The organism is Streptosporangium sp. NPDC005286 (assembly GCF_040607515.1).
Classification (GTDB): Bacteria; Actinomycetota; Actinomycetes; order Streptosporangiales; family Streptosporangiaceae; genus Streptosporangium.
Genome location: NZ_JBEXGU010000029.1, coordinates 49,589 through 73,811 on the forward strand (window position 1 = coordinate 49,589; position 24,223 = coordinate 73,811).

Genomic DNA, 24,223 nt, shown 5'->3' on the forward strand with positions numbered 1-24,223 from the left:
GCACGCGAGGGTCGGAGAGGGGCCTCGACCGGGCGCCCCCCAGGAGAGCATGATGGCCTGATGTCGTACGCTGACGCGTTTGCCCGCAGCATCACCGACCCGGAGGACTTCTGGGCCGAGGCCGCCGAGGCGGTCACCTGGAGCAGGCCCCCGCGCGAGGTGCTGGACTCCGGGGCGCCGCCCTTCTACCGGTGGTTCCCCGACGGGGAGCTGAACACCTGCCACAACGCGCTGGACCGGCACGTCGAGGCGGGCCACGGCGACCGGGTCGCGCTGATCTACGACAGCCCGGTGACCGGCACCGGCAGGCGCTACACCTACGCCGAGCTGCGCGACGAGGTCGCCAGGTTCGCCGGGGTGCTGCGCCACCTCGGGGTGGAGCAGGGCGACCGGGTGGTGATCTACATGCCGATGGTGCCCGAGGCGGTGATCGCCATGCTGGCGTGCGCGCGGCTGGGAGCCGTGCACTCGGTGGTGTTCGGCGGGTTCGCGCCCAAAGAGCTGGCGGCCAGGATCGACGACGCGCGCCCCAAGGTGGTCGTCTCGGCCTCCTGCGGGATCGAGCCCACCCGCGTGGTGCCGTACAAGCCGATGCTCGACGCCGCGCTCGACCTGGCCGGGCACCGGCCCGCGCACTGCGTGATCCTCCAGCGCGAGCAGGCACCGGCGGAGCTGGTGCCCGGGCGGGACGTCGACTGGGCCGACGCTGCGGCCGAACCCGCCGGGTGCGTGCCGGTGAAGGCGACCGACCCGCTCTACATCCTCTACACCAGCGGCACCACCGGGCTGCCGAAGGGCGTCGTACGCGACAACGGCGGGCACGCGGCGGCGCTGCTGTGGAGCATGGCCAACGTCTACGACATCGCGCCCGGCGATGTGTTCTGGGCGGCGTCCGACATCGGCTGGGTGGTCGGGCACTCCTACATCGTGTACGGGCCGCTGCTGCGGGGCGCCACGACGGTGCTGTACGAGGGCAAGCCGGTCGGCACCCCCGACGCGGGCGCGTTCTGGCGGGTGATCGCCGAGCACCGGGTGAACGCGCTGTTCACCGCGCCGACCGCGTTCCGCGCGATCAGGAAGACCGACCCGGAGGCGGCCCTGCTGCGCGGCCGTGACATCTCGTCGCTGCGGACGCTCTTCCTCGCCGGGGAGCGCCTGGACCCCGACACCTACCACTGGGCGGCGGAGAAGCTCGGCGTCCCGGTCGTCGACAACTGGTGGCAGACCGAGACCGGCTGGCCCGTCGCGGCCAACCTGCGCGGCCTGGAACCCATGCCGATCAAGCCGGGCTCCCCCACCGTGCCCGTCCCCGGCTACGACGTGCGCGTGCTGCGGTCCTCGGGCGCCGAGTGCGCCCCCGGCGAGGAGGGAGCGATCTGCATCCGGCTCCCGCTCCCGCCCGGCACCCTCCCCACGCTCTGGCAGGACGACGAGCGCTATGTGAAGTCCTACCTGTCGGCCTTTCCCGGCTACTACCTGACCGGCGACGGCGGCTACCTCGACGAGGACGGCTACCTCTTCGTGATGGGCCGCACCGACGACGTGATCAACGTGGCCGGGCACCGGCTGTCGACGGGGTCCATGGAGGCGGTGCTGGCCGCGCACCCGGCGGTGGCCGAGTGCGCGGTGATCGGGGTCGCCGACGAGCTGAAGGGGCAGGTCCCGCGTGGCTTCGTGGTGCTGAAGAGCGGGGCGACGGTCGAGGTCGAGACCCTGCGGGCCGAGCTGATCCTGGCCGTCCGCGAGCAGGTGGGCGCGGTGGCGGCGCTGAAACAGGTGGACGTGGTCCCGGCGCTGCCGAAGACCAGGTCGGGGAAGATCCTGCGCAAGACCATGCGCGGCATCGCCGAGGGCTCCGACGAACCCGTCCCCTCGACCATCGAGGACCCGACGGTGCTGGACGTGCTGCGACCCATCGTCGGGCGCGGCGCCACCGCCCCGGACGGCCGGGACGCCGATCCACTCCGCTCGGGTTCCGGCGACGGCTGACAGGTCTGCCCCGGTTCTCAGGCCGGTACGGTTCGTTCCGGAAACGAGCCGGTCTCCTCTCCGGTGGCGAGGGGCGACCCGGCCGAGAGCGCGTTCGCTCCCGGCCGACCGCCGGGATCAGTCGCCGGAGACGATGCGGGCGTGCAGCCGCGCGGCGGTCGCCGGGTCCCAGCCGAACGCCTCCCGCCCGGCCAGCCACGCCGCCGCGCCCGCGCCGTCACCCGCCAGGACCGTCGCGGCCCCCAGCTTCTCCCGTACCGCGGGGCCGACAGGTCCCTCGCCGGTCAGCACGCTCCCGGCCAGCACGATCGGGCTCGTCTCGCCCGCCGGGCGGACCTCCGCCACCGTCTCGCAGAGCAGCCGGGCAGCGGTGGAGGCGATCTCCAGGGCGACCGGGTCGCCCTGGGCCGCCGCCCGGCTGACGAGCGGGGCGAGCCTGGCCAGCTCCAGCGTGGGCCGCGACTGGGCGCGGACCACCAGCTTGATCGCCAGCACCCGCATCTCCTCCGCCGCCTCCGCCGCTGTCCCCCCGGCCCCGCCGCCCTGCTCGGCGGGCCCGTCCTGCCCAGCCGTTCTCCTCCCCCGCGGGAGCGGCTCGCCCTCCAGCAGGGCGTCGACGACGAGGCGGGTCAACGTCCCGCCCGCCTCCCCCCGGCTGAGGGCGTGGGCGGCGGCGCGGGCCGCCCGCCTGCCCAGCCAGAAGCCGGAGCCCTGGTCGCCCAGGAGCCAGCCGAGCCCGTCGGCGATCAACACGGGCTCGCCGTCCTCGATCCTGGCGGCGATCGCCCCGGTCCCGGCGATGAGCACGGTGCCGCGCGGCTCCGCCGTACCGGCGGCGAAGGCGATGCCCAGGTCGCCGGTGAGCCGGGGCCGGAAGCGCAGGCCGGCCGAGGCCCACATGGGGTCGAACACCAGGCGGTCCAGCGCCCCGGCGCCCGCCATCCCGATGACCGCCCCCGCCACCAGGCCCGGGCCGGTCCCGTGCAGGGCCTGCCGCAGGGCCAGGCCGATGTTGGCGACGGCGACGGCGTTGCCGTGGGCCGCCGGGTTGCCGCCCCCGGCCACGCCGTATCCGGCCCGCCGGCCGTCGGCGTCGATCAGGAGCGCCCGTGAGGACGTACCGCCGACGTCCAGTCCGAGGACGCACATCGCGTTCAGAGGTGCTCTCCGAAGAACGCGGCGACCGCCTCGACCGCCCCGGTGACGTGTGGCTCGGTGTCGTAGAGGTCGATATGGAGCCGGGTGTCCAGCCAGACCAGCCTCTTGGGGTCGTCCATCCGCCGGTAGGCCTCCTCGGCGCCCTCGGGCGAACAGAAGCGGTCGACCACACCGTGCACGACAAGGCCCGGCTTGGGTGACAGGAAGTCGGCACCCGTCATGTTGTCCAGGATGATCAGCTCTCGGACCGAGGCCCGGGTCACCGTGTTGCTCCAGTGCGCCGAGGCGCCTCGGGAGGTGCCGTAGTAGGCGAACGGCTCGTCGCCCGGCATGGCCGCCTCGCCCTCCTCGGCCACCGCGGGCAGGTACTCCACCTCACCGCTCCTGTCCTGCCGCTCCAGCACCTCCGTGAAGGAGGCCAGCGCCCGCTGGTATCCGTCGGGCGACATCCCCGCGCGCATGCCGTAGGGGTTGTTGTACGCCCCCGCGACGCCCGCGAACGCCTTCACCCGGGGGTCGAACGCGGTGAACCTGAGCGCGTAGCCCGCGCCGAGGCAGATCCCGACCGCGCCGATCCTGCCGACGTCCACCTCGGGCCGCGAGCGCAGCAGCGAGACCGCGGCCCGCAGGTCCTCCAGCTTGCCCTGCGCGTCCTCGTGGTTACGCGGCTCGCCACCCGACTCGCCCCAGTTGCGGTGGTCGAACGCCAGCGTCACATATCCCGCTCCGGCCAGCCGGGACGCGTACAGGCCGGTGACCTGGTCCCGGGTTCCGGTGAACGGGCCGGTGAGGACCAGGGCGGGGTGCGGGCCCGGTGCCACCGGGACCCGCAGGTCGCCGGCGAGGGTGACCCCGCCGGCGGTGAACTTCACCTTTTCCGACATGGTGCAAGTCTGTACGGCCCGCGTGCCGGAAGCCAACGACCGTCCCCGGCCGGGGCCGGGGACAGTCCCTAGGAGTCGAACCCGAGGCCCATCCGGTCCAGGGTGCGCAACCAGAGGTTGCGGCGGCCCTGGTGCAGGTCTGCCTGGGCGATCGACCAGCGGGTCATCTGGATCCCGACCGAGCGGACCGGCTCGGGCGGGAACGGGACGGGCTTCTCCTTGACCATCCGCAGCTCGGTCCGCTCGGTCCGCGTCCCGGCGAGCAGGTCGAGCATGACGTTCGCCCCGAACCGGGTCGCGCCGACGCCCATACCGGTGTATCCGGCGGCGTAGGCCAGGCGCCCGCCGTGCGACCGGCCGTAGAAGGCGCTGAACCGGCTGCAGGTGTCGATGACCCCGCCCCACCTGTGGGTGAAGCGCAGCCCGGACAGCTGGGGGAAGGTGGTGGAGAAGTGTTCGGCCAGCTTGACGAAGGTCTCGTCACGCTGCTCGTACTCGGGCTTGATCATGCCGCCGTTGTAGTAGACCGCGTCGTAGCCGCCCCAGAGGATCCGGTTGTCCTCGGTCAGCCGGTAGTAGTGGAACTGGTTGGCCGCGTCCCCGACCCCCTGCCGGTTCTGCCAGCCCACCGAGGCCAGCTGGTCGGCGGAGAGCGGCTCGGTCATCAGCGCGTAGTCGTAGACCGGCACGAGGAGGTGCCTCAGCCGCCGCAGCAGCGGCTGGAACACCCCGGTGCCGAGCGCGACGTTGCGCGCCCTGACCAGGCCGTGCGGGGTGAGCAGGTCCAGGCTCGTCGGGGTGTCCTTCATGGTGCGTACCGGCGTGCGCTCATAGATGCGCACGCCCACCGAGAGGCAGGCCTCCCGAAGCCCCCAGGCCAGCCGGGCGGGGTCGAGCATGGCGCAGCCGTCGCGATCCCAGTGGCCGCCGATGTAGGTGGGCGAGTTCACCTCCGCCCGGATCTCCTCCGCGTCGAGGACGTCGAAGCGGGCGCCCAGCTCACGGGCGATGTCGATACTCCGGTTCATCTCCTCCAGCTGCCACGGCTCGGCGGCCACGTGCAGCTCGCCGGTGCGCTCGTAGCCGCAGTCGATGCCGTACCTGGCTATGGCCTCGCCGATCTCGTCGAGGTTGTCGACACCGAGGCGTTCGAGCGTGGAGATCTCCTCGGGCCAGCGCTCCAGCCCGTTGGCGAGACCGTGGGTGAGCGTTGCCAGTGCGAAGCCACCGTTGCGACCGGAGGCCGCCCAGCCGACCCTCCGTCCCTCAAGCAGGACGACGTCAAGTGACGGGTCGCGTTCCTTTGCCATCAGGGCGGTCCAGAGCCCTGAGAATCCTCCGCCGACCACTGCCAGGTCGGCGCTCGTCTCACCGAAGAGCCGCGCCAGCGGCTCGGGTTTCGCCGGACTGTCGAGCCAGTACGGCTTGCGCTCCGCATCAGCAAGAGCCTTCAGCGGATCCACAAATCTCACTTCCCTACGTGAGTCAGGTTTTATCTGTGTGTATCGCGTGGTCGTGAAGATCACGCGCGGGTTCCCCCCGCCTGAATCCGATCTCGCCTCCCTGTTCTGTGCCGTGGATGTTCTGTCATGGATGTCCTTGCGGGCATCCGGATACACCGAAGCCCCGCGCCACCCGGTGAGGGCACGGGGCTTGACGGCGGCTAGGTGCGGCGGCGCGAGTTGACCGTGTTGAACACGGCGATGGCGACGCCTACCGCGAATATAAGCGTCCCGAGGATGTTGACCTGAGGCGGCACCCCGATACGGGTGGCACCCCAGATCCACAGTGGGAACGTCTGGGTGGCACCACTGGTGAACTGGGTGATCACGAAGTCGTCGATGGAGAGCGCGAAGGCCAGCAGCGCGCCGGAGACGACACCGGGCAGGATCATCGGGAAGGTGACCCGCCAGAACGTCGTCCAGGTGGACGCGCCCAGGTCGCGCGCCGCCTCCTCGATCGACCGGTCGAGCCCGATCACCCGGGCGCGCACGGTGATCGCCACGAAGGAGAGCGAGAAGAGCACGTGCGCGATGACCACCGTCGCGAAGCCGGTCTGCACGCCGGCGCTGATGAACAGCGAGAGCAGCGAGGCGCCCATGACGAGTTCGGGCGAGGCGATCGCGGCGAACATCACCAGGTTGGTCGCGCCCTGCCCGCGGAAGCGGTAGCGGCCCAGGGCCAGGCCCATGAGCGTGCCGATCAGCGTCGTGATCACCGTGGCCAGCACGGCGATCTTGAGCGAGTTGACCACCGCTGTGACCAGCTCCGGATACTCGTCCAGGCGGCCCCACCACCTGAGGGTGAAGCCCTGCCAGGTCACGTTCGACTTGCTCTGGGTGTCGTTGAAGCCGAACACGATCATGACGGCGATCGGCAGGAACAGCCAGGCGATGATCAGCCAGACGTAGACCCGGAGCAGCCGGTCACCCAGCCGCCTCGTGTTCAGCGGGGACCTCCGCCTGGTGGGTGCCTCGCCTCGGACATCGGTTTCGCTGATGCTCACGGTCGCTCACCGTTCCTGGTCCTGCGGAGGGTGTCAGGGCTCATCGGGCCGCCGCCTCCAGGACGTTCTCGGTGCCGAGCGCCTTGGCGTAGGCGAAGATACCGATCAGCATCGCCGCCATCAGCGTGAACGACAGCGCGGCGGCGGTCGGGTAGTCGTTGTTGACCAGATACTCGGTCTGGATGATGTTGCCGATCATCGTGTTCTCCGGGCCGCCGAGGATGCCCGCGTTGACGTAGTCCGCGGTCATCGGGACGAACGTCATCAGCACCCCGGCGAACACGCCGGGCAGCGAGAGCGGCAGCACGATCTTGGTGAACGCCTCGCGCTTGGCCGCGTACAGGTCCTGGGCGGCCTCGACCACCTTGGGGTCCACCCGCTCCAGCGCGACGTAGATCGGCAGGATCATGAACGGCAGGTAGTTGTAGACCAGGCCGCCGATCACCGCGAACGTCGTCTGCAGCACGTGGAAGTCCTCGGGCAGCAGCCCTGCCGACTTGAGCGGCGAGAGCAGCATGCCGTCGTCGGCGAGCAGGAACCGCCAGGACACCGTGCGCAGCACGAACGAGACGAAGAACGGCAGCAGCACCAGCAGCAGGTAGGTGGACTTGCGGTTGCCGCCCTTGAACGCGATCCAGTAGGCCATCGGGTAGGCCAGCGCGATGGAGACGACGGTCGCGACCAGACCGTACCCGGCCGAGCGCAGGAACTGGGTCTGGTACTGCGCCAGGGCGTCGCCGTACACCGAGAAGTTGAACGTCTGGGCGAACCCGTTGACCACGTCGCCCTCCTGGGTGGAGACCGAGGCCATGAAGACCATCGGCACCACCAGGAAGATCGCCAGCCAGAGTCCGCCGGGCAGGATGAGCAGGTAGGGGGCGAGGCGTTTCACCGGCCGCTTGCCCCTTCCCGACTGGTTCGCTCTCTCATCGGCCTAACCCTGCGTGATCGGCTGGAAGATGTCCTGGAAGATCTTCTCCTCCGCCGGTTCCAGCTTCTTGTACGACCGTAGCTTGGCCATGTCCGTCTCCGAGGGGAAGATCATCGGGCTCTCGGCGATCTGCTCCAGCGCGGCCTTCTCCTTGCCCGTGGCCTTGGCGGCGTCGGCGAGGACCAGGTCCTTGGCGGAGGAGACCGGCGTGATGTAGTTGATGGACTCGACCAGCATCGTGGCGATCTTCGGCTGGTAGACGTAGTCCATGAAGGTCAGCGCGTCGACCGGGTTCTGCGAGGTCTTCGGGATGCACAGGTTGTCCGTCCAGATCGTGCCGCCCTCCTCGGGCACCACGAACCTCAGGTCCTTGCCCTCGGCGACCTGCTGGAAGATGTCACCCGACCAGGCCATGGTGATCCAGATGTCTCCCCTGGCGAGGGCGTCGACGTAGTCGTTCTCGTAGTACTTGCGCACCAGACCCGCTTCGCGCTGCTGCTTGAGCTTCTCCCCCGCCTTCTTCCAGTCGGCCTCGGTCGACTTGTCAGGGTCGATGCCCAGGGCGAACATGCCGAAGTTGGCGACCTCCTGGGTGTCGAGCATCATGCCGACCTTGCCCTTGTACTTGGGGTTCCAGAGGTCGGCGATGCTCTTGACCTCGTCCACGTACTTGGGGTTGTAGGCGATGCCGGTCAGGCCGCCCGCCCACGGGACCGTGTGGGCGTTGTTCGGGTCCCAGGTGGGGTTCTTGACCACGGAGCTGGCGTTGGCGGCGAAGTTCGGCAGCTTGGCGTGGTCGAGCGGGACGAGGTAGCCCAGCGCGATGGCCTTGGACAGCTGCAGGCCGTTGGTCAGGACCATCAGGTCGTAGCCGATGTCGTTGTTGGCGGCGAGCAGCGGCTGGATCTTGCCGAAGAACGTGGGGATGTCCTGGATGGCCTCCGTGTAGGTCACCTTGATGCCGGTGTCGGCCTCGAACATCTCCAGGGACGGGTACCGCTTGCCGTCCTTGTCGATGTAGAGCGGCCAGTTGGCGAAGCGCAGCGTGCCGTTCTTCTTCTTGGAGCCCCAGTACTCGTCGACGGCGTCCTTCTGGGGCGCCTCCACCTTCTTGCCCTGCACGCCGCAGGCGGTGAGGGCGAGAGCGGCGGCCGACATTCCCCCCAGGCGGAGGGCGTCACGGCGGGTGACGGAGCGGCTCTGCGTCATGCCACGCAGGAAGGCGGGGTTCATGCGGGGATCCATAGCGTGCTCAACTTCCGATCGCGTACGAGTGGTGCGGCTGCCACGACAACCACACGGCGTCGCCACGCTCCGCCGTACTCGTGCTGTCGAGTGCGTTCTGCTGGAAGACGGTCACCTCTGCCCCCTGGGCCAGGCCGACCGTGTAGGAGTTGTAGAGCCCCAGGTAGACCACCTCGGAGACGACGCCTCGTACGACGCTGAGGTCTCCGGTGGGCTCCTCGGTGGAAATACTGATCTTCTCCGGGCGCACCGTGATCGCGATCGGCTCCCCGGCGGTGAACGATCCGCCTTCGGCGAGCACCTGGTCCTCATCGCCCAGCTTAAGCACCGCGAAACCGGACTGGAGACGGTCGACGGTGCCGTTGAGCAGGTTGGACGTGCCGATGAATCCGGCCACGAAGGCGGTTGCCGGCCGCTCGTAGATCTCTCTCGGAGTGCCCAGCTGCTCGACCATGCCGTCGTTCATGACCGCGATGCGGTCACTCATGGTGAGCGCCTCGCTCTGGTCGTGGGTGACGTACACGAAGGTGATGCCGACCTCGCGCTGGATGCGCTTGAGCTCGATCTGCATGGCCTGGCGGAGCTTGAGGTCGAGGGCGCCGAGCGGCTCGTCCAGCAGGAGCGCGCGGGGGTTGTTGACCAGGGCCCGCGCCAGGGCGACCCGCTGCTGCTGGCCCCCGGACATCTCACGGGGGCGGCGCTTCTCACGCCCGGTGAGATCGACGATCTCCAGGATCTCGCCGACGCGGCGCTTGATCTCGGCCTCGGCCACCTTCTTGCGCCGCAGGCCGAAGGCGACGTTCTCCCAGACGTTCATGTGCGGGAAGAGGGCGTACGACTGGAAGACCATGTTGACGTCGCGCTTGTTGGGGGGGACGTCGGTGACATCCTGGCCGTGCAGCCGCACGTTGCCCCGCGACGGATCCTCAAACCCGGCGATCATGCGCATGGTGGTGGTCTTGCCGCAGCCCGAGGGGCCGAGGAGGGAGAAGAACTCCCCCTCGGCGATCGTCAGGGTGACACCCTTGACCGCCTGGACGACCTCGCCGTGGGAGACATACTCCTTGACGACCCCATCAAGTTCGATCGCGGGCATTTGGGGCGAGCGGGAGGCGGCGTCGGCCGCCTCCGCACTCACCTGGATTTCGGTCATGCCAGGCTTATCCCTCTGTTCGCGGCTATTCGCCGATGTAGTGCATGACGTGCTTGACGCGAAGGTAGTCGTGCAGTCCAAAAACGGACAAATCCTTGCCGTAACCGGAGTGCTTGAAGCCTCCGTGTGGCATTTCTGAGACGAATGGGATGTGAGTGTTGACCCAGACGACACCAAAGTCGAGACGGTTCGACACTCGCATCGCCCGACCGTGGTCGGAGGTCCACACCGAGCCCGACAGGCCGTACCTGACGTCGTTGGCCTTGGCCACCGCGTCCGCCTCGTCGGAGAAGGTCTGGACCGTGATGACCGGCCCGAACACCTCGTTCTGCACCATCTCGTCGTCCTGCTTCAAGCCGTCGACGAGCGTGGGGGCGAAGAAGTAGCCCCGCTCGCCGACCCGGTTCCCGCCGGTCAGGACCTTGGCGTGACCGGGGACCCGGTCGAGGAAGCCGGTGACGCGGGCCAGCTGCTCGGCGTTGTTGAGCGGGCCGTACAGGGCCTCCGTGTCGGAGAGGTCGCCCGTCACGGTGTTCGCCACCGCCTCGGTGAGCGCGGCGACGAACTCGTCGTGGGCCTCCTCGTGGACCAGCACGCGGCAGGCCGCGGTGCAGTCCTGGCCGGCGTTGTACAGGCCCGCGGTGGCGATCGACTCGGCGGCGGCCTTGAGGTCCTTGACGTCGTCGAACACGATGACGGGCGCCTTGCCGCCCAGCTCCAGGTGGACCCGCTTGAGGTCCTCGGCGGCGCTCTTGGCCACGGCCATGCCGGCGCCGACGGAACCGGTGATCGCGACCATCGACGCGGTCGGGTGGCCGACGACCAGCGCGCCGGTCTCCCGGTCGCCGACGACGACGTTGAAGACGCCCTTCGGCAGGACCTCGCCGAGGATCTCGGCCAGCTTGACCGTGGAGACGGGAGTGGTGTCGGAGGGCTTGAGCACGACGGTGTTACCCGCGGCGAGCGCCGGGGCGATCTTCCAGACCGCCATCATCATCGGGTAGTTCCACGGCGTCACCTGGCCCACCACGCCGATCGGCTCGTGCCTGATGACCGAGGTGTGCTCGGCCAGGAACTCACCGGAGGTCGGCCCCTCCAGCGTGCGGGCGGCGCCGGCGAAGAAGCGGAAGTGGTCGGCGGCGACCGGGGTCTCGTCCTCGGCCATCCGGGCGCGCGGCTTGCCGGTGTTGAGGCACTCGGCCTCGTTCAGCTCCTCGGCCCGCGCCTCGATCGCGTCGGCCACCTTCAGGAGCAGGTTGGCGCGCTCGCCCGGAGTGGCCTGACTCCACGACTCGAACGCGGCGGCAGCGGCGGCGTAGGCGGCGTCGACGTCCTCCTGTCCGGAGATGGGAGCACTAAGGTAGATCTCTCCGGTGCAGGGGTCGATGACGTCGGAGAACCGGCCGCTCCGAGCCTCCACGAGCTCACCGTTGACGTAGTTTCTCAGGCGGGGGAGCTCACTGGTCTCAACCGGGGTGGTCACCGTCGGCCTCCTATGGATCGGGGCTGAGTTGTCGCGACTCTTACAGAGCAAGAACCGTACGACAAGGGATTTCGTTGTTAAGATACCAAATTGCTACGAAATCGCTTGACAGACGGCCCGAAACCGACAGCATGTCGCATCGGAGCCGCAACACGCCGGAAACAGCCCCGCAATATGACGCCAGGGAGCGCGGATGACGACGCCGCCCAAGGTACGCCGCGACAACGACGCCAGGTCAGGCCCCGTCGTCCTCGACGAGATCTCCAAGCAGATCATCGAACAGCTACAGGCGGACGGGCGCAAGCCCTATGCCGCCATCGGCAAGGCCGTGGGGTTGTCCGAGGCCGCGGTACGCCAGCGGGTCCAGCGCCTGATCGACGCGGGGGTCATGCAGATCGTCGCGGTGACCGACCCGTTGACCCTGGGCTTCTCCCGCCAGGCCATGATCGGCATCAAGTGCGAGGGCGACCTGGAGATCGTGGCCAACGAGCTGTCGGCCATAAAGGAGATCGACTACGTGGTGCTGACCGCCGGGTCGCTCGACATCATGGTCGAGGTCGTCTGCGAGAGCGACCAGCACCTCCTGGAGATCCTCGGCAAGATCCGGGCCATCCCCACGGTCCGCGCCACCGAGACCTTCGTCTACCTCAAGCTTCACAAGCAGACCTACTCCTGGGGCACCCACTGACACCTCAACGGCCGAGGTGGGACTCAAGGACGCCCGCCAGGTCGGCGAGGAACTCGTCGACCTGGCCGACCGCGTAGCCCGGCCTCAGCAGCACCGTGGCGAACCTCGCTCCGCGCACGTCATCGGGAGTGAGGGGCTGGTCGGTGGTGCCGCGCAGGGTGGCCACGATCCGGTCGAGGAAGGTGTCGACCTGGTCCTCGTTGTAGCCCATGCCGAGCCGTCCGGGTCTGAAGGCGGCCCGCTCGACCCGGACGGCGTGCTCCTCGATCTCATCGGCGCCGAGCGGTTCCGGCAGCCCGCCGGCCACCGGCTCCCACACGGCCCGGACGACGGCCGCCGGTTCCCGCTCGGCCGCTCCCGGATACCGGGCGACCGCCGCCGGTTCCCGCTCGGCGGCCCCCGGATCCCGGAGCGGCGGTTCAGCGCGCTGTGCCCACTGCTGTTCCTGGGGCGCGGTCGGCCAGGGCACGGGCTGCCGGCGCGCGGGAACGATCGGCCGCCCGTCCGCCCCGGTGGGCCGGGTCTCGATCGCCACGATGAAGGCCTCCAGCGCGAAGTCGACGGCGATCTCGTGGTAGCCGCCGAGCTTCGTGCGGAAACGGGCCTCGCGGATCTCGTCCGCGGTGATCGGCTCCCCCTCCGGGGTGCCCCTGCCGAGGGTGCCCTCGATCCGGCGGACCAGCAGATCCACCTGATCGGGGTCATATCCCGTACGCACCCCGAGAACCCGTGGAAAGCGGTTCAACCCCGCATCCTTTCGCATCTCCCCGATTGGCCCTTACCCGACGCATCCATTCTGAAGGGGATCACCGGATAAAAGCGAGACGTCAGGGGCGGGCACGGATCCGGGCGTTCCGGCGGGTGTCGAGTCCCGCGGGAACGGCCTCGGCGCCCGGCGAGGTCGGATAACCCCGCGAGGACGACGGCAGCCGAGCCCGACAGATCGGGTAACCGTCGGGAACAGCGAAAACCGAGCCCACCGAACTCGGTTTCCGGAAAATCAGCTGATTTAGTTATTTATCAGATCGAACTGCTCCCAGGGACCGACCGCGTCACGGTTGGCGATCAGCGCCTGGGTTCCGCCGCCCTCGGCGCACACGAACTTGCCGTTGACCTGGGCCTTGAGGCTGACCGAGCCGTCCGGGTTGGTGCTGAGCTGGAAGGTCTCCCAAGGCCCGGCGGAGGGGCGGTTGGCGATCAGCGCCTGGGCTCCGGCGCCCTCGGCGGCCACGAACTGACTGTTGATCTTCGCCCGGAGACCCACGTTGCCGTTGCCCAGATCGACACGGTCGAACTGCTGCGCCGTCCCGTTGGACGTCCCGTTCGCGATCAGCGGCGAGCCGCTGGAGGCGGTGACGTAGAGACCGTTGGCCTTGGAACGCAGGCTGATCGTCCCGGTGCCGGTCGTACCCCCCGGGAGACCCAGGGTGGAGGCGGTGCCGCTCAGCGCCTTGACGCCCTGGTTGGCTGATCCGGTCAGCGTCGTCGAGGCGTAACCGCTCAGCGGCTTGGCGGTCCGCTCCACGACGTACACGGTGTTGGCGGCGGTGGCGAAGGAGACCTCGCCACCGGAGACGGTGGTCAGGACGGCGTTGTCGGAGGCGCGGCGCACCCGGATCTGCTGGGTGCCCCAGGGGTTGACCACCGTGGCCTGCTTGCCGTGCAGGCTCCTGAGCCCGACGTACTTGATCTCCCCGGCCTCGCGCTCGGAGCTGACCTGGAAGCCGTCCTTGGCCAGGAGGGTGAACTTGCCGACGAAGGAGGAGTCGCCCGGCGCCGCCGGGAACACCCTGATCTTGTCGTTGTAGCTCTGCATGAGCGACTCGTTCAGCGCCGACAGGTGCACGCCGAGATACTCGAAGACGCCGTTGGTGTTGGTGGTCATGCCGTTGGGGTGGTTCTGGTACTTCTGCAGCATCGTCTTCATGCCCTGGTACGCCTGGTCACCGAGACCGAGACGGGCCGCCTGGACCGCGTCGTTGGACCAGACGTTGCCGTAGGGGAACGGCCGCTGGTTCCAGGTGTTCACCGCGGTCTGGTAGTCGGGGTAGCCGATGCCGGTGATGTTGTACGGCCAGATCAGCTCGGAGGCGACGTTCTCGTTGTTCCTCGTCTGTGAGATCGGCGGCTGGTGCGGCTGGTAGGCGCCGTTGACCACGGAGTAGGCGGTCAGGTTGTTCAGGATGTTCTGCCAGTCGGCACGCAGGCCGCTGTCGAGACCGAGTTGCTGGCTGACCTGGATCGTCAGCGGGAAGATACTGCGCACCGCGGCCAGGTCGGTGATCGCGTTGCGGACGTTCCAGTACGTCTCGTGGGAGTTGGAGTTGGCCATGTAGTACTTGCCGGTCGGCCCGTCGAAGGACAGCAGGCCCTTGTAGAGCTTCGCGGTCTCCCGCATGTACGGGTACGCCACGTCCCGCAGGTAGTTCGCGTCGTTGGTGTAGCGGTACTGCAGGTACATGTTGTGGGCGGCCTGGTAGCCGGTCGTCAGGATGTTCTTGGTGTAGTCGCTGTTGATCGTGCCGCGCGCGTTGCCGTCCCAGCCCATGGTCTCGGGCACCCACAGGGCGTCGATCCCGTACCTCGTCGTCGTGTACGACTTCAGCGCGTTGTAGTTACGGCTGTAGAGCCGGTTGAAGGTGTTCATCAGGTCGGTGTGGTTGGAGGCCAGGAAGGAGTTGTAGACGTCTCGCTGGTTCCAGTACCAGTAGGCGTTGCTCCACTTGGAGTTGTCCTGCGTGGCGCGGAAGACACCGTTGATGAAGTGCAGCGGGTAGTCGCCGTAGCCGCCCGCGGCGATCATGTACGTGCTGAGGTAGTAGACGTTCTCCATGTAGTCCGCGTCGCGGGAGGAGTTGGAGTACTGGACGAACGACTTGGCCCAGAACGCGTGCCACCAGTTGCGGTAGTTGTTGAACGTGTTGGCGTAGCCGGTGTTCTTGACCGAGGTGAGCTGGCTGCGGGCCTGGGCGACCGAGTCTCGGTTGGGGGCGTTGATCCGGCTGGCGGCGGTGAACCAGATCGTGTAGCTGGAGGTGGGCGTGATGTTCAGCCGTACCCTCCTGCCGTCCACGATCTGGGTGGTGAAGTTCGCGCCCTCGACGGTGGCGGCCATGGTGTAGCCGAAGCCGCCTGCGTCGGTCTGGCCTCTGCTGAATCCGGCCACCCCGGCGTCGGAGAAGGTGGAGATCGTCCGCCAGGTGTTCAGGTCGGGCACGTCCGCGATGTTCTGGACGGTGGCCGGGTCCCACATGCTGAGGTCGAACGCCACGTTGGACACGCCGCCCCGGGTGTCCTCGACGTGGATGCCCATGACCTCGGAGTTCGGCGACCCCATCACGGTCACGGTCCGGTTGGAGTCGTACTTGGTGGTCAGCGTCCCGTCGTACAGCGACAGTCGCTGCTGGAAGGTCGTGTACCCGGTGTCCATGGCCGGGCTGGTGCTGAGGTTCGCCAGGCCCGCCGCGTAGGTCGACTGCGGCGACAGGTCCACCCCCGACACCTGCATCGTCAGCCCGTTCTGGTTCCAGGCCATGGCCCCGGTGCGGCCGTTGCCGACGGTCAGGCCCTGGATCGGGTTGGTGTTGGGGCGGTTGTAGACGATGTCGTGCTTCGACAGGTACGACCCGTAGTCGACCTTCAGAGCCCCGGTCGTCTGGTCGAAGGCCGTGTCACCCGGTGCCGCCCACGCCGGCGCGGCCATGCCGACCGAGGCCAGGCATGTCACGAGGAACCACACGAGTAAGAGGCGTACTGGTTTTCTCGACATGATCTTCCTTAATCGCCACCGGGGACGGCGGCCACGCCGCCCCGTCTTGACCAAGCGCGCGACTCACCCACCTACGTGCCGGCGCCTCCGCTGGGTGAGAGCGGGTCGCTTGGGCGGGACGTTCCGGTGAGCGGGTGACGTGCTGCAGGGGGGAGCACGCCGGGAGTCAGTGAGCCGCCGCCGGCAATCGGCGACCGGCGGCGGATCCTTGACCTCCCCGTAGGCGCAGATCCGTCACCAGGACGACTGCCGCCACAAAGTGGACCCCTGCTTCACAGTTGGTAGATCGGACCTGTCAGCCGTAGTTAACATCGGATGTCTAGATACGTCAAGACGTGAAATATCCCCCTTGGATAGGAAAAACCGGCCAGATGCTCACGGCAAGTCGCTGACCAGGCCGTATTTTGTCCGTCCCGGCCAGAAATTACCGAGTGCCGCAAATAAATACATCCGATGTATCAAGATCATCATGCGTGAATCGCACGTAACACCCACGACCTATTGCCGCTTTCGCCGGCTCGTCCGCCATCCAGCGGCTCGGCGCGGCAGGAGGCTTCACGACGGTCGCCGCGGAGGACGCGGACGCGGGGCAAGCCGGTCACGACCTTCAGCGTGGAGAGCGGCAGCGCGCACGTCGGGGCGAACGCGGTGGACGGCAACGCGGCCACCCGCTGGGGCAGCGCCTACGCAGACCCGCAGTGGATCACCGTTGACCCGGGCGCCATCCGCTCCATCAACCGGGTCCGGCGGCGGATGATCGCGGTATGGTTGCGGCTTATGCGGCTCTCCATGCTGTCCTTCCGATACTCGCGGCGCAGCCCCTGGATCCTGCGGGATGTCGAGCTCACGCTCCGTCCCGGCTCCGTCATCGAGGTCACCGGCCGCAACGGCGCAGGAAAGTCGACGCTGCTGCGCCTGATGGCGGGGTTCGTCCCCCCGTCCCGGGGCTCGACCACCGACCGGCCCGACGTCGTCGGCTACGCCCCCGACGTGTTCCCGGTGGACCAGCCGTTCACCGTCGCCGCCTACCTGACCCACATGTCCAGGATCCGGGGCATCTCCTCCACCTCCGCCGCCGGGGACCTGGCGGGACGCCTGAACGCGACCCACCTGCTGGACCAGCCACTCGGCGACCTGTCCAAGGGCAGCGCGCAGAAGATCGGACTCATCCAGTCGCTGCTGGCCCCGCCGGACCTGCTGATCCTGGACGAGCCCTTCGCCGGGCTCGACGAGCAGACCCGCACCGAACTTCCCGTGATCATCGAAGAGATCGCCGCACGCGGCGGGACGGTCGTGGTCAGCGACCACCAGAAGCAACTCCAGGACTTCCCCGGCGCCGAGCACTGGCTCGTCGCGGACGGCAACGTCACCGTCGGCACCCACGAGCCCTCAGCGCTTTCCACACCCGGCCCCGACGCCCCCTCCCAGCCCGTTCTCTCCCCCCGAGACACCTACGAAGAACCGCGACCGCTTCCCCTGGTTCCCCGGGGCGCCTCGGAAGGATCGTCCCGGCAGGTGGTCATCGAGGTGATCGTGGACGTGGACGACGCCGACGAGGTCGAGCAGAAGCTCCGCGCCGACGGCTACCTCACCAGGCGGTCATCATGATCCACCTCGTACGTTTCAAGCTCGCCGCCTACGCCCGATCGCACCGGCTGTTCCAGCCGATGATCGGGCTCCTGATGATGCTGGCCATCTTCTACTCCACGCTGACCCCGCCCGGCAAGGAGCTGTCCGCCTACGCCGACTCGGCCGGACTGCTGATCCTCGTCTTCGCCTGGGCCGCCCGGGGACTGCTCGACACCGAGCCGCCGACGCAACGGCTGATCTCCATGACGGCGGCCGGACGGCCGGGCCGCGAGATCGGGGCCGGGCTGCTCGCCGCGCTGACCGTCAACCTCGGCATGGCGACGATCGCGATCGGGCTCCCGCTGATCCACGGCTTCGCCGCCATGCCCGCACCCGCCGACCTGGCAAGCGGTATCGCGCTGCACGTGCTCGGCGTGAGCGCCGGGACCGCGCTGGGCGCGCTGACCAGCCCGCCGATCCTGGCCTCCCCCGCCGTCTCGATGCTCGCCCTCTTCGGCGGCTACCTCGCCCTGCTGCTGATCAGCCTCACCCCCGTGGGCCACCTCTCAGTGCCGATCATGCCTTGGATGCGCGCCGCCAACGCCGGCCTGCTCGACGAGATCCTGCTCCCCGTCTCCGCCGCCACCCTCTTCTGGACCGCCACAAGTCTCGTCCTGTACGCGCGCATCCGCCGCCTGAACCCCTGAACGACTACCGAGCTTCGACTCGTGGCGTTTGGCGGCATGCCTTTCTCGACGCTTGGTCCGGATAGGCCGTGACCGCATGCGTGACGTGACATCGAGCGTGGACATGCCGGGCGGGGTGGGGATCCATCCGGACCAGGCCGGGCCACACGGCGATGCGCTGACCGGATCGACATGGCTGTCACCACGTCCGGACGAGCCGCGCCGCGCCGGACGACGATGCGGCGGGGAGCGCGGACGGGAGAGGAGCGCCGCCCGGCGGGAGTGCGCCGGGCGGCGGTCGGCGCCTCGGGGGCGCAGCCGTAAGGAAAAGGGGGTTACTCGGCGGCGGCGAGCTGGCCGCAGGCGCCGTCGATCTCGCGGCCGCGGGTGTCGCGGACCGTCACCGGCACACCGTGGAACTCCAGGCGCCGGACGAAGGCCCGCTCGTCCTGGGGCCGGGAGGCGGTCCACTTGGAACCCGGGGTCGGGTTGAGCGGGATCAGGTTGACGTGCACGAGCTTGTTCTTGATCAGCTTGCCGAGCAGGTCGGCCCGCCACTCCTGGTCGTTGATGTCCTTGATCAGCGCGTACTCGATGGAGACCCGGCGCTTGGTCCTGGCCGCGTAGTCCCAGGCCGCGTCGAGGACCTCGGCGACCTTCCAGCGGGTGTTGATCGGCACCAGGGTGTCGCGGAGCTCGTCGTCGGGAGCGTGCAGCGAGAGCGCCAGCGTCACCGGCAGCCCCTCCCCGGCGAGCTTGCCGATCGCCGGAACCAGGCCGACCGTGGAGACGGTGATGCCCCTGGCGGAGATGCCCAGGCCGTCGGGCGCGGGCTCGACCATGCGGCGGACGGCGCCGACCACGGCCTTGTAGTTGGCCAGCGGCTCGCCCATGCCCATGAAGACCACGTTGCTGACCCGCCCGGGACCGCCGGGAACCTCACCGGCGGCCAGCGCCCGCGCTCCGGCGACGACCTGCTCGACGATCTCGGCGGTGGTCATGTTGCGGGTCAGGCCCGCCTGTCCGGTGGCGCAGAACGGGCAGTTCATGCCACAGCCCGCCTGCGAGGACACGCACATGGTCGTGCGATCGCTGTAGCGCATCAGGACCGACTCGACCAGCGCGCCGTCGAAGAGCCGCCACAGCGTCTTACGGGTGGTGCCGGCGTCGGTGGTCATCTCCCGGACGGAGGTCAGCAGGCTGGGGAAGAACGCGGCGGCGAACTTCTCCCTGGCGGCGGCCGGAAGATCCGTCATCAGCGCGGGGTCGCCGTTGAGCTTCTCGAAGTAGTGCCGGGAGAGCTGGTCGGCACGGAACGGCTTCTCGCCCAGCTCGGCGACCGCCGCCCGGCGCTCGGCCATGGTCAGGTCGGCCAGGTGGCGGGCAGGCTTGGCCCGGCGCGGCGCCACAAAGGTGAGCTGGCCGGGTACGGGGGTCCCGGACGGGCTGGCAGTCGACACGTCCAATGCCTTCTCTCGACGGTTACGCGAATACTCGAAGCGGTGCCCGACCGTAATCTAGAGTCCGGAGGTATGGCGACAAACCGCCCCACAGGAGAGCGGGGAGACGGCGTCGAGGTCGTGCTCACCGACGTCAATCCCTACCGGAGCCGCACCCTGGTGGTCGAACGCGACGAGACTTCCTCGGTAGCTTACCTGTGCGGGTCGCAGGGGGAGGTGCACGGAGCCGTCTGGCTGGCCAATCACGGCCCCGCTCCCGAGGGGCTCGACCAGGACCGCCTGGACTCCGCACTCCCGCCGACCGCTCCCCGGGCGAACACCCGGCACCCTGACGGCAGAGGCCCCCTGGGCACGCTGCGGGCGCTGTGGTTCGAGGAGGGCGACGGCGTCGCCCTGTACGAGAACGAAGAGCTGCTCGCGGTCATTCCCGGCTGGGCGGACATGCACCGGGGAATGCCCGGCTACTGCCGCGACGCGCTGGGCGAGTCCCCGCTCGCCTGGTCGCTGGAGGAGGCCCATGACGGCCTGGCCTCCCGGATCGCCAAGGCCCGCGCCTACTGGGAGTGGCGGGGCGGCGACGGCGCCTGGGCATCGTTCCAGCAGTTCGTGATGGGCCATCTGGACCGCAGGGTCGGCACCGCGGGCCGGTTCTGGGACGCCGGGGGCGAGCGGATGCCCACGGTGGGCATCACCGAGCGACCGCCGGAGCGAGACAGGGAGTACACGATCCTGTCCACCGTCGGGATGAGCTGCCAGCGGATGCCCACCGTCGAGCAGTACATCGACCGGCCCGACGCCTACGCCCGGGTGGAGCTCGCCGTCGCCTCCCCCGGCGACGCCCGTGACGCGGCCCGGCTCTTCCTGTGGCTGGGACAGTACCCCTGGCACTCGGTCACCTGGCTGGGCCACGGCCACACCGCCAGGTGGTACCACCGGCCGGAGACCTTCCCGCTCGGCTCCGCCTACGGCGGGGTCATGATGCTGACCGGGCTGCCGGGGCTGCCCGACCTGTCGGGCTTCTCCTTCGGCGGGGACTCCGTCCAGTGGCTCTGGCTCATCCCGATCACGCCGGACGAGCTGAACCTGGTCTCGGCCGAGGGCTACCGGGCGGTGCTTCCGCACCTGTCGGCGGCCCGGCTCACCGGGACGAGATGAGCCTCTTCACAGCAGCAGGGTGAACAGCACCCAGACCGGAATCAGCGCCACGACGAGGGAGTCGAGGCGGTCCATCATGCCACCGTGGCCGGGGAGCACGCTGCTCATGTCCTTGACGCCGAGGTCGCGCTTGATCACCGACTCGACCAGGTCACCGAGGGTGGCGAAGACCACCACGACCGCGCCGATGAGAACACCCTTCCAGATGTCGTCCTTCAGCAGCCACGCCACCAGCCAGCCGCCCACGGCCATGCAGGCCAGTGCCGACCCGGCGAAGCCCTCCCAGGTCTTCTTCGGGCTGATCGTCGGGGACATCTTGTGCCTGCCAAGGGATATCCCAGCGAAATATCCACCGATGTCGCTCGCGACCGTGGTGGCGATGAAGACGACCACCAGGTCCGCGCCCTTGGTCGGGTGGGCGAGAAGCAGTGCCACGAACCCGGCGAGCAAGGATGGGTAGACGACGACCAGGATGGTCGCGGTGATGTCACGGACGTAGTTCTCGGTGCCCAGGAACATCCGCCAGATCATCAACACCAGCACGGTCATCGCGAAGACGCCGACCAGCCAGGCGGGCCCACCCCAGTAGGCGCCGGTCAGCATGCCGGCCATGCCGACCAGAACCGGGATCAGCGGGATCCTGATGTCCCTGGTCTCGAACGACCTGACCAGCTCCGTCACTCCGACGCCCACCGCCGCGATCACCACGACGAGGAAGAGCTCCTTTACGTAGTAGAGGGAGCCGATGACCGCCACCGCCAGGGCGAGACCTACCGCCACCGCAACGGGAAGATTCCGGCCGGTACGGCTACTGCCCGCCACGGGTTCCACAGGGGGTCCTACTTTCATACATACACAAAATCCTTGTCCCGCACGGAGCGCCCGCGCGGGACAAGGACCATGGATCAAACCTCAAGCAGCTCGGATTCCTTGTGCTTGAGCAACTCGTCAATCTTGGCGACATGCTTCTGGGTGAGGTCGTCAAGCTCCTTCTCCGCCCGGCGTACCTCATCCTCACCGGCCTCGCCATCCTTGACCAGCTTGTCCAGGATCTCCTTGGCATTACGACGAATGTTACGGATGGAGACCTTGGAGTGCTCCGCCTTGTTCCTGGCGACCTTGATGTACTCCTTGCGGCGCTCCTCCGACAGCTCGGGGAAGGCCACCCGAATCACCGCTCCGTCGTTACCAGGGTTCACACCGAGGTCCGAGTTGCGGATCGCCTTCTCGATCGCGGCCATCGAGCTCTTGTCAAAAGGCTGGATGATGACCATGCGCGCCTCGGGCACGTGGAACGAGGCAAGCTGCTGAATGGGGGTGGGCGTCCCGTAGTACTCAGCGCTGATCTTGTTGAACATCGACGGGGTGACCCGACCGGTGCGGATGCCTGCGAAGTCTTCCTTCGCCACCGACACGGCCTTGTCCATCTTTTCCTCGGCTTCGAGGAGAGTATCGTCGATCACAGCGGCTCCCTGTCTTCTCGGTCACTCACCATCCTCGCTCACTTCGCGGCACGCTCCTACCTCGCGCACCACTCCGCTCGCTACGTCGGGCTCGCTCCCTGTCTCCTGGTCACTCACCACTCCTCACTCACTTCGCGGCACGCTCCTACCTCGCGCACCACTCCGCTCGCTACGTCGGGTTCGCTCCCTAACGTGCCGGACTTACCAGCGTGCCGATCTTCTCACCGCGCACGGCCCGCAGGATGTTGCCCTCACCCATGAGGTCGAAGACCACGATGGGAAGGTTGTTGTCCATGCACAGACTGATGGCGGTGGCGTCCATGACTCCCAGTCCGCGGGTCAGCACCTCACCATATTCGAGGTGGTCGAACCGGACGGCATCGGGGTTCTTACGAGGGTCGGCGTCGTAGACGCCGTCCACCTGGGTGCCCTTGAGCAGAGCCTCGGCGCCGATCTCCAGCGCTCGCTGCGCGGCGCAGGTGTCGGTGGAGAAGAACGGCGAGCCGAGCCCCGCCCCGAAGATGACCACTCGGCCCTTCTCCAGGTGACGGATGGCACGGCGGGGCAGGAACGGCTCGGCGACCTGCTGCATGGTGATGGCCGTCTGGACGCGGGTGTCGACACCCCGCTTCTCCAGGAAGTCCTGGAGGGCCAGGCAGTTGATGACCGTACCGAGCATGCCCATGTAGTCGGCCCTCGCCCGGTCCATGCCGCGCTCGGAGAGGGCGGCACCCCGGAACATGTTGCCGCCGCCCACGACCACCGAGACCTGGACGCCACCTCGGACGGCCTCGGCGATCGAGTCCGCGAGGTGACCCACGACCGCCGGGTCGATGCCCAGCGGCTCGCCGCCGGCGAACGCCTCGCCGGACAGCTTCAACATCACCCGCTTCCAGCGAAGCGGGTCCGAGTACGAAGAAACCGCCGACGTGGCGGGTCCTGGATTCTCCTGCACGGCGGCGGCCTCCTCGTTTGGTGCTCTGCGTAAAGAGCGGGTGTCTGGAATTAGGCCTGGCCAACCTTGAAGCGGACGAAGGCCTGGACCTTGACACCATTCTCGTCCGCGAACTTCGCGACGGACTTCTTGTTGTCCTTGACGAAGGACTGCTCAAGAAGGGTGAAGTCCTTGTACCAGCCGTTGATGCGACCATCGACGATCTTGCCGATGGCTGCCTCGGGCTTGCCCTCCTCGCGGGTCATCTCCTCGAAGAGCGCGCGCTCCTTCTCGATGACGTCGGCCGGGACCTCGGCGGGGCTGAGGTACTTCGGGGCCATCGCGGCAGCGTGCTGCGCGATGTCCTTGGCGACACCGGCGTTCGGGGTGTCGAGCTGCACGAGCACGCCGACCGCCGGGGGAAGCTGGGGGTCGGTCCTGTGCATGTAGGAGCCGATGAAACCGCCCTCGAGCACGGCGAACCGGCGGATCTCGATCTTCTCGCCGAGCGCGGCGTTGGCCTCGTCGAGGTGCGTCTTGACGCTCTTGCCGTCGAGCTCGGACTCGAGCAGCGAGGGCACGTCGGTCGGCCTGGAAGCCAGGACGTGCTTGACCACCTGGGCCGCGAGCTCCTGGAAACGCTCGCCCTTGGCGACGAAGTCGGTCTCGCAGTTGAGCTCCAGCAGCGCGGCGGCGGAGTCGCTGTCCTGCTCCAGGGCGACCAGGCCGTTGGAGGCGGTACGAGCCTCACGCTTGCCGACATCCTTGGCACCCTTGAGACGGAGGAGCTCGACCGCGCGGTCGAAGTCGCCCTCGGACTCCTCAAGAGCCTTCTTGCAGTCCATCATGCCGGCGGCGGTCAGCTCACGAAGCCGCTTGACGTCGGCCATGTTCACGGAAGCCATTGTCTTTTCCTCGTGGGAATCGTCGTGGATCGGGTGGGTGCCCCCGACTGAGCGGCACCCACCCGGAAGGGTCTTGCGGGTCGTACGGCCAGGCCGTACGGAGATGACCTAGGCCTGCTTCTCGGCGGTCTCGGCGGTCTCAGCCTCGACGGTCTCGGCCTCGGCGGAAGCCTCCGCGGCCTCGGCCTCGGCAGGGGCCTCCACGACCGGGGCCGGGGGCGGGGGCGGGGAGGACGTGGAGAAGG

The 24,223-nt window shown here is 68.5% G+C and carries 20 protein-coding genes; 5 read left to right on the forward strand and 15 right to left on the reverse strand.

Going from position 1 to position 24,223, the window contains the following annotated elements; translation table 11 throughout:
• Window positions 1–60 precede the first annotated feature (60 nt).
• Window positions 61–1,989: a propionyl-CoA synthetase gene (locus ABZU75_RS13860; protein ID WP_355553506.1), complete on the forward strand. Its 1,929-nt coding sequence runs from the start codon at window positions 61–63 to the stop codon at window positions 1,987–1,989.
• 117 nt (window positions 1,990–2,106) lie between these two features.
• On the opposite strand, the gene ABZU75_RS13865 is transcribed toward ABZU75_RS13860, so the two are convergent.
• The 8 genes from ABZU75_RS13865 to ABZU75_RS13900 all read right to left on the reverse strand — a co-directional run bounded on the left by ABZU75_RS13865 (window position 2,107) and on the right by ABZU75_RS13900 (window position 11,349).
• Entirely contained in the window at window positions 2,107–3,138 is a 1,032-nt protein-coding gene (locus ABZU75_RS13865; RefSeq protein ID WP_355553509.1) for a BadF/BadG/BcrA/BcrD ATPase family protein, read from the reverse strand.
• 5 nt (window positions 3,139–3,143) lie between these two features.
• Window positions 3,144–4,031 (reverse strand): alpha/beta hydrolase, encoded by an 888-nt coding sequence (locus tag ABZU75_RS13870; protein ID WP_355553513.1) that lies wholly within the window; start codon window positions 4,029–4,031, stop codon window positions 3,144–3,146.
• 68 nt (window positions 4,032–4,099) lie between these two features.
• The gene (locus ABZU75_RS13875; protein WP_355553516.1) at window positions 4,100–5,494 is read right to left on the reverse strand and encodes an FAD-dependent oxidoreductase; all 1,395 of its coding nucleotides are present in this window, start codon (window positions 5,492–5,494) and stop codon (window positions 4,100–4,102) included.
• A 200-nt stretch (window positions 5,495–5,694) separates the two neighbouring features.
• Entirely contained in the window at window positions 5,695–6,480 is a 786-nt protein-coding gene (locus tag ABZU75_RS13880) for an ABC transporter permease (protein WP_355553558.1), read from the reverse strand.
• A 97-nt stretch (window positions 6,481–6,577) separates the two neighbouring features.
• Window positions 6,578–7,429, reverse strand: coding sequence for an ABC transporter permease (locus ABZU75_RS13885; RefSeq protein ID WP_355553519.1), 852 nt, complete (start codon window positions 7,427–7,429; stop codon window positions 6,578–6,580).
• 42 nt (window positions 7,430–7,471) lie between these two features.
• A complete protein-coding gene (locus ABZU75_RS13890; RefSeq protein ID WP_355553522.1) occupies window positions 7,472–8,701 on the reverse strand; it encodes a spermidine/putrescine ABC transporter substrate-binding protein in 1,230 nt (409 codons plus the stop codon).
• 19 nt (window positions 8,702–8,720) lie between these two features.
• Window positions 8,721–9,866, reverse strand: coding sequence for an ABC transporter ATP-binding protein (locus ABZU75_RS13895; RefSeq protein ID WP_355553525.1), 1,146 nt, complete (start codon window positions 9,864–9,866; stop codon window positions 8,721–8,723).
• Between the two features lie 25 nt (window positions 9,867–9,891).
• Window positions 9,892–11,349, reverse strand: coding sequence for a gamma-aminobutyraldehyde dehydrogenase (locus tag ABZU75_RS13900; protein WP_355553528.1), 1,458 nt, complete (start codon window positions 11,347–11,349; stop codon window positions 9,892–9,894).
• 193 nt (window positions 11,350–11,542) lie between these two features.
• Here ABZU75_RS13900 and ABZU75_RS13905 point away from each other — a divergent pair, with 193 nt between their 5' ends.
• Window positions 11,543–12,037 (forward strand): Lrp/AsnC family transcriptional regulator, encoded by a 495-nt coding sequence (locus tag ABZU75_RS13905; protein WP_355553531.1) that lies wholly within the window; start codon window positions 11,543–11,545, stop codon window positions 12,035–12,037.
• A 4-nt stretch (window positions 12,038–12,041) separates the two neighbouring features.
• Here ABZU75_RS13905 and ABZU75_RS13910 read toward each other — a convergent pair whose 3' ends face one another.
• Together ABZU75_RS13910 and ABZU75_RS13915 are read right to left on the reverse strand one after the other, a co-directional pair.
• The gene (locus ABZU75_RS13910; RefSeq protein WP_355553534.1) at window positions 12,042–12,782 is read right to left on the reverse strand and encodes a DivIVA domain-containing protein; all 741 of its coding nucleotides are present in this window, start codon (window positions 12,780–12,782) and stop codon (window positions 12,042–12,044) included.
• Between the two features lie 264 nt (window positions 12,783–13,046).
• Window positions 13,047–15,806, reverse strand: coding sequence for a hypothetical protein (locus tag ABZU75_RS13915; protein ID WP_355553537.1), 2,760 nt, complete (start codon window positions 15,804–15,806; stop codon window positions 13,047–13,049).
• Between the two features lie 612 nt (window positions 15,807–16,418).
• Here ABZU75_RS13915 and ABZU75_RS13920 point away from each other — a divergent pair.
• Window positions 16,419–17,414, forward strand: coding sequence for an ATP-binding cassette domain-containing protein (locus tag ABZU75_RS13920; RefSeq protein ID WP_355553540.1), 996 nt, complete (start codon window positions 16,419–16,421; stop codon window positions 17,412–17,414).
• Window positions 17,411–18,082 (forward strand): hypothetical protein, encoded by a 672-nt coding sequence (locus ABZU75_RS13925; RefSeq protein WP_355553543.1) that lies wholly within the window; start codon window positions 17,411–17,413, stop codon window positions 18,080–18,082. The genes ABZU75_RS13920 and ABZU75_RS13925 overlap by 4 nt, the downstream gene beginning before the upstream one ends.
• A 314-nt stretch (window positions 18,083–18,396) precedes the next feature.
• Here ABZU75_RS13925 and rlmN read toward each other — a convergent pair whose 3' ends face one another.
• Window positions 18,397–19,521, reverse strand: a complete 1,125-nt coding sequence (gene rlmN / locus ABZU75_RS13930; RefSeq protein WP_350924045.1) for a 23S rRNA (adenine(2503)-C(2))-methyltransferase RlmN — start codon at window positions 19,519–19,521, stop codon at window positions 18,397–18,399.
• Window positions 19,522–19,593: 72 nt separating this feature from the next.
• Between rlmN and ABZU75_RS13935 the strand changes: the two genes are divergently transcribed.
• A complete protein-coding gene (locus ABZU75_RS13935; protein WP_355553547.1) occupies window positions 19,594–20,676 on the forward strand; it encodes a suppressor of fused domain protein in 1,083 nt (360 codons plus the stop codon).
• 6 nt (window positions 20,677–20,682) lie between these two features.
• Here ABZU75_RS13935 and ABZU75_RS13940 read toward each other — a convergent pair whose 3' ends face one another.
• From ABZU75_RS13940 to tsf, 4 genes are all read right to left on the reverse strand, one after another.
• Window positions 20,683–21,525 (reverse strand): phosphatidate cytidylyltransferase, encoded by an 843-nt coding sequence (locus tag ABZU75_RS13940; RefSeq protein WP_355553550.1) that lies wholly within the window; start codon window positions 21,523–21,525, stop codon window positions 20,683–20,685.
• A gap of 56 nt (window positions 21,526–21,581) precedes the next feature.
• Window positions 21,582–22,139, reverse strand: a complete 558-nt coding sequence (gene frr / locus ABZU75_RS13945) for a ribosome recycling factor (protein WP_343971771.1) — start codon at window positions 22,137–22,139, stop codon at window positions 21,582–21,584.
• A gap of 187 nt (window positions 22,140–22,326) precedes the next feature.
• The gene (gene pyrH / locus ABZU75_RS13950) at window positions 22,327–23,022 is read right to left on the reverse strand and encodes a UMP kinase (RefSeq protein WP_350924039.1); all 696 of its coding nucleotides are present in this window, start codon (window positions 23,020–23,022) and stop codon (window positions 22,327–22,329) included.
• A gap of 122 nt (window positions 23,023–23,144) precedes the next feature.
• On the reverse strand, window positions 23,145–23,978 hold the full coding sequence (gene tsf, locus ABZU75_RS13955) for a translation elongation factor Ts (RefSeq protein ID WP_355553555.1): 834 nt from the start codon (window positions 23,976–23,978) through the stop codon (window positions 23,145–23,147).
• Between the last annotated feature and the right edge of the window lie 245 nt (window positions 23,979–24,223).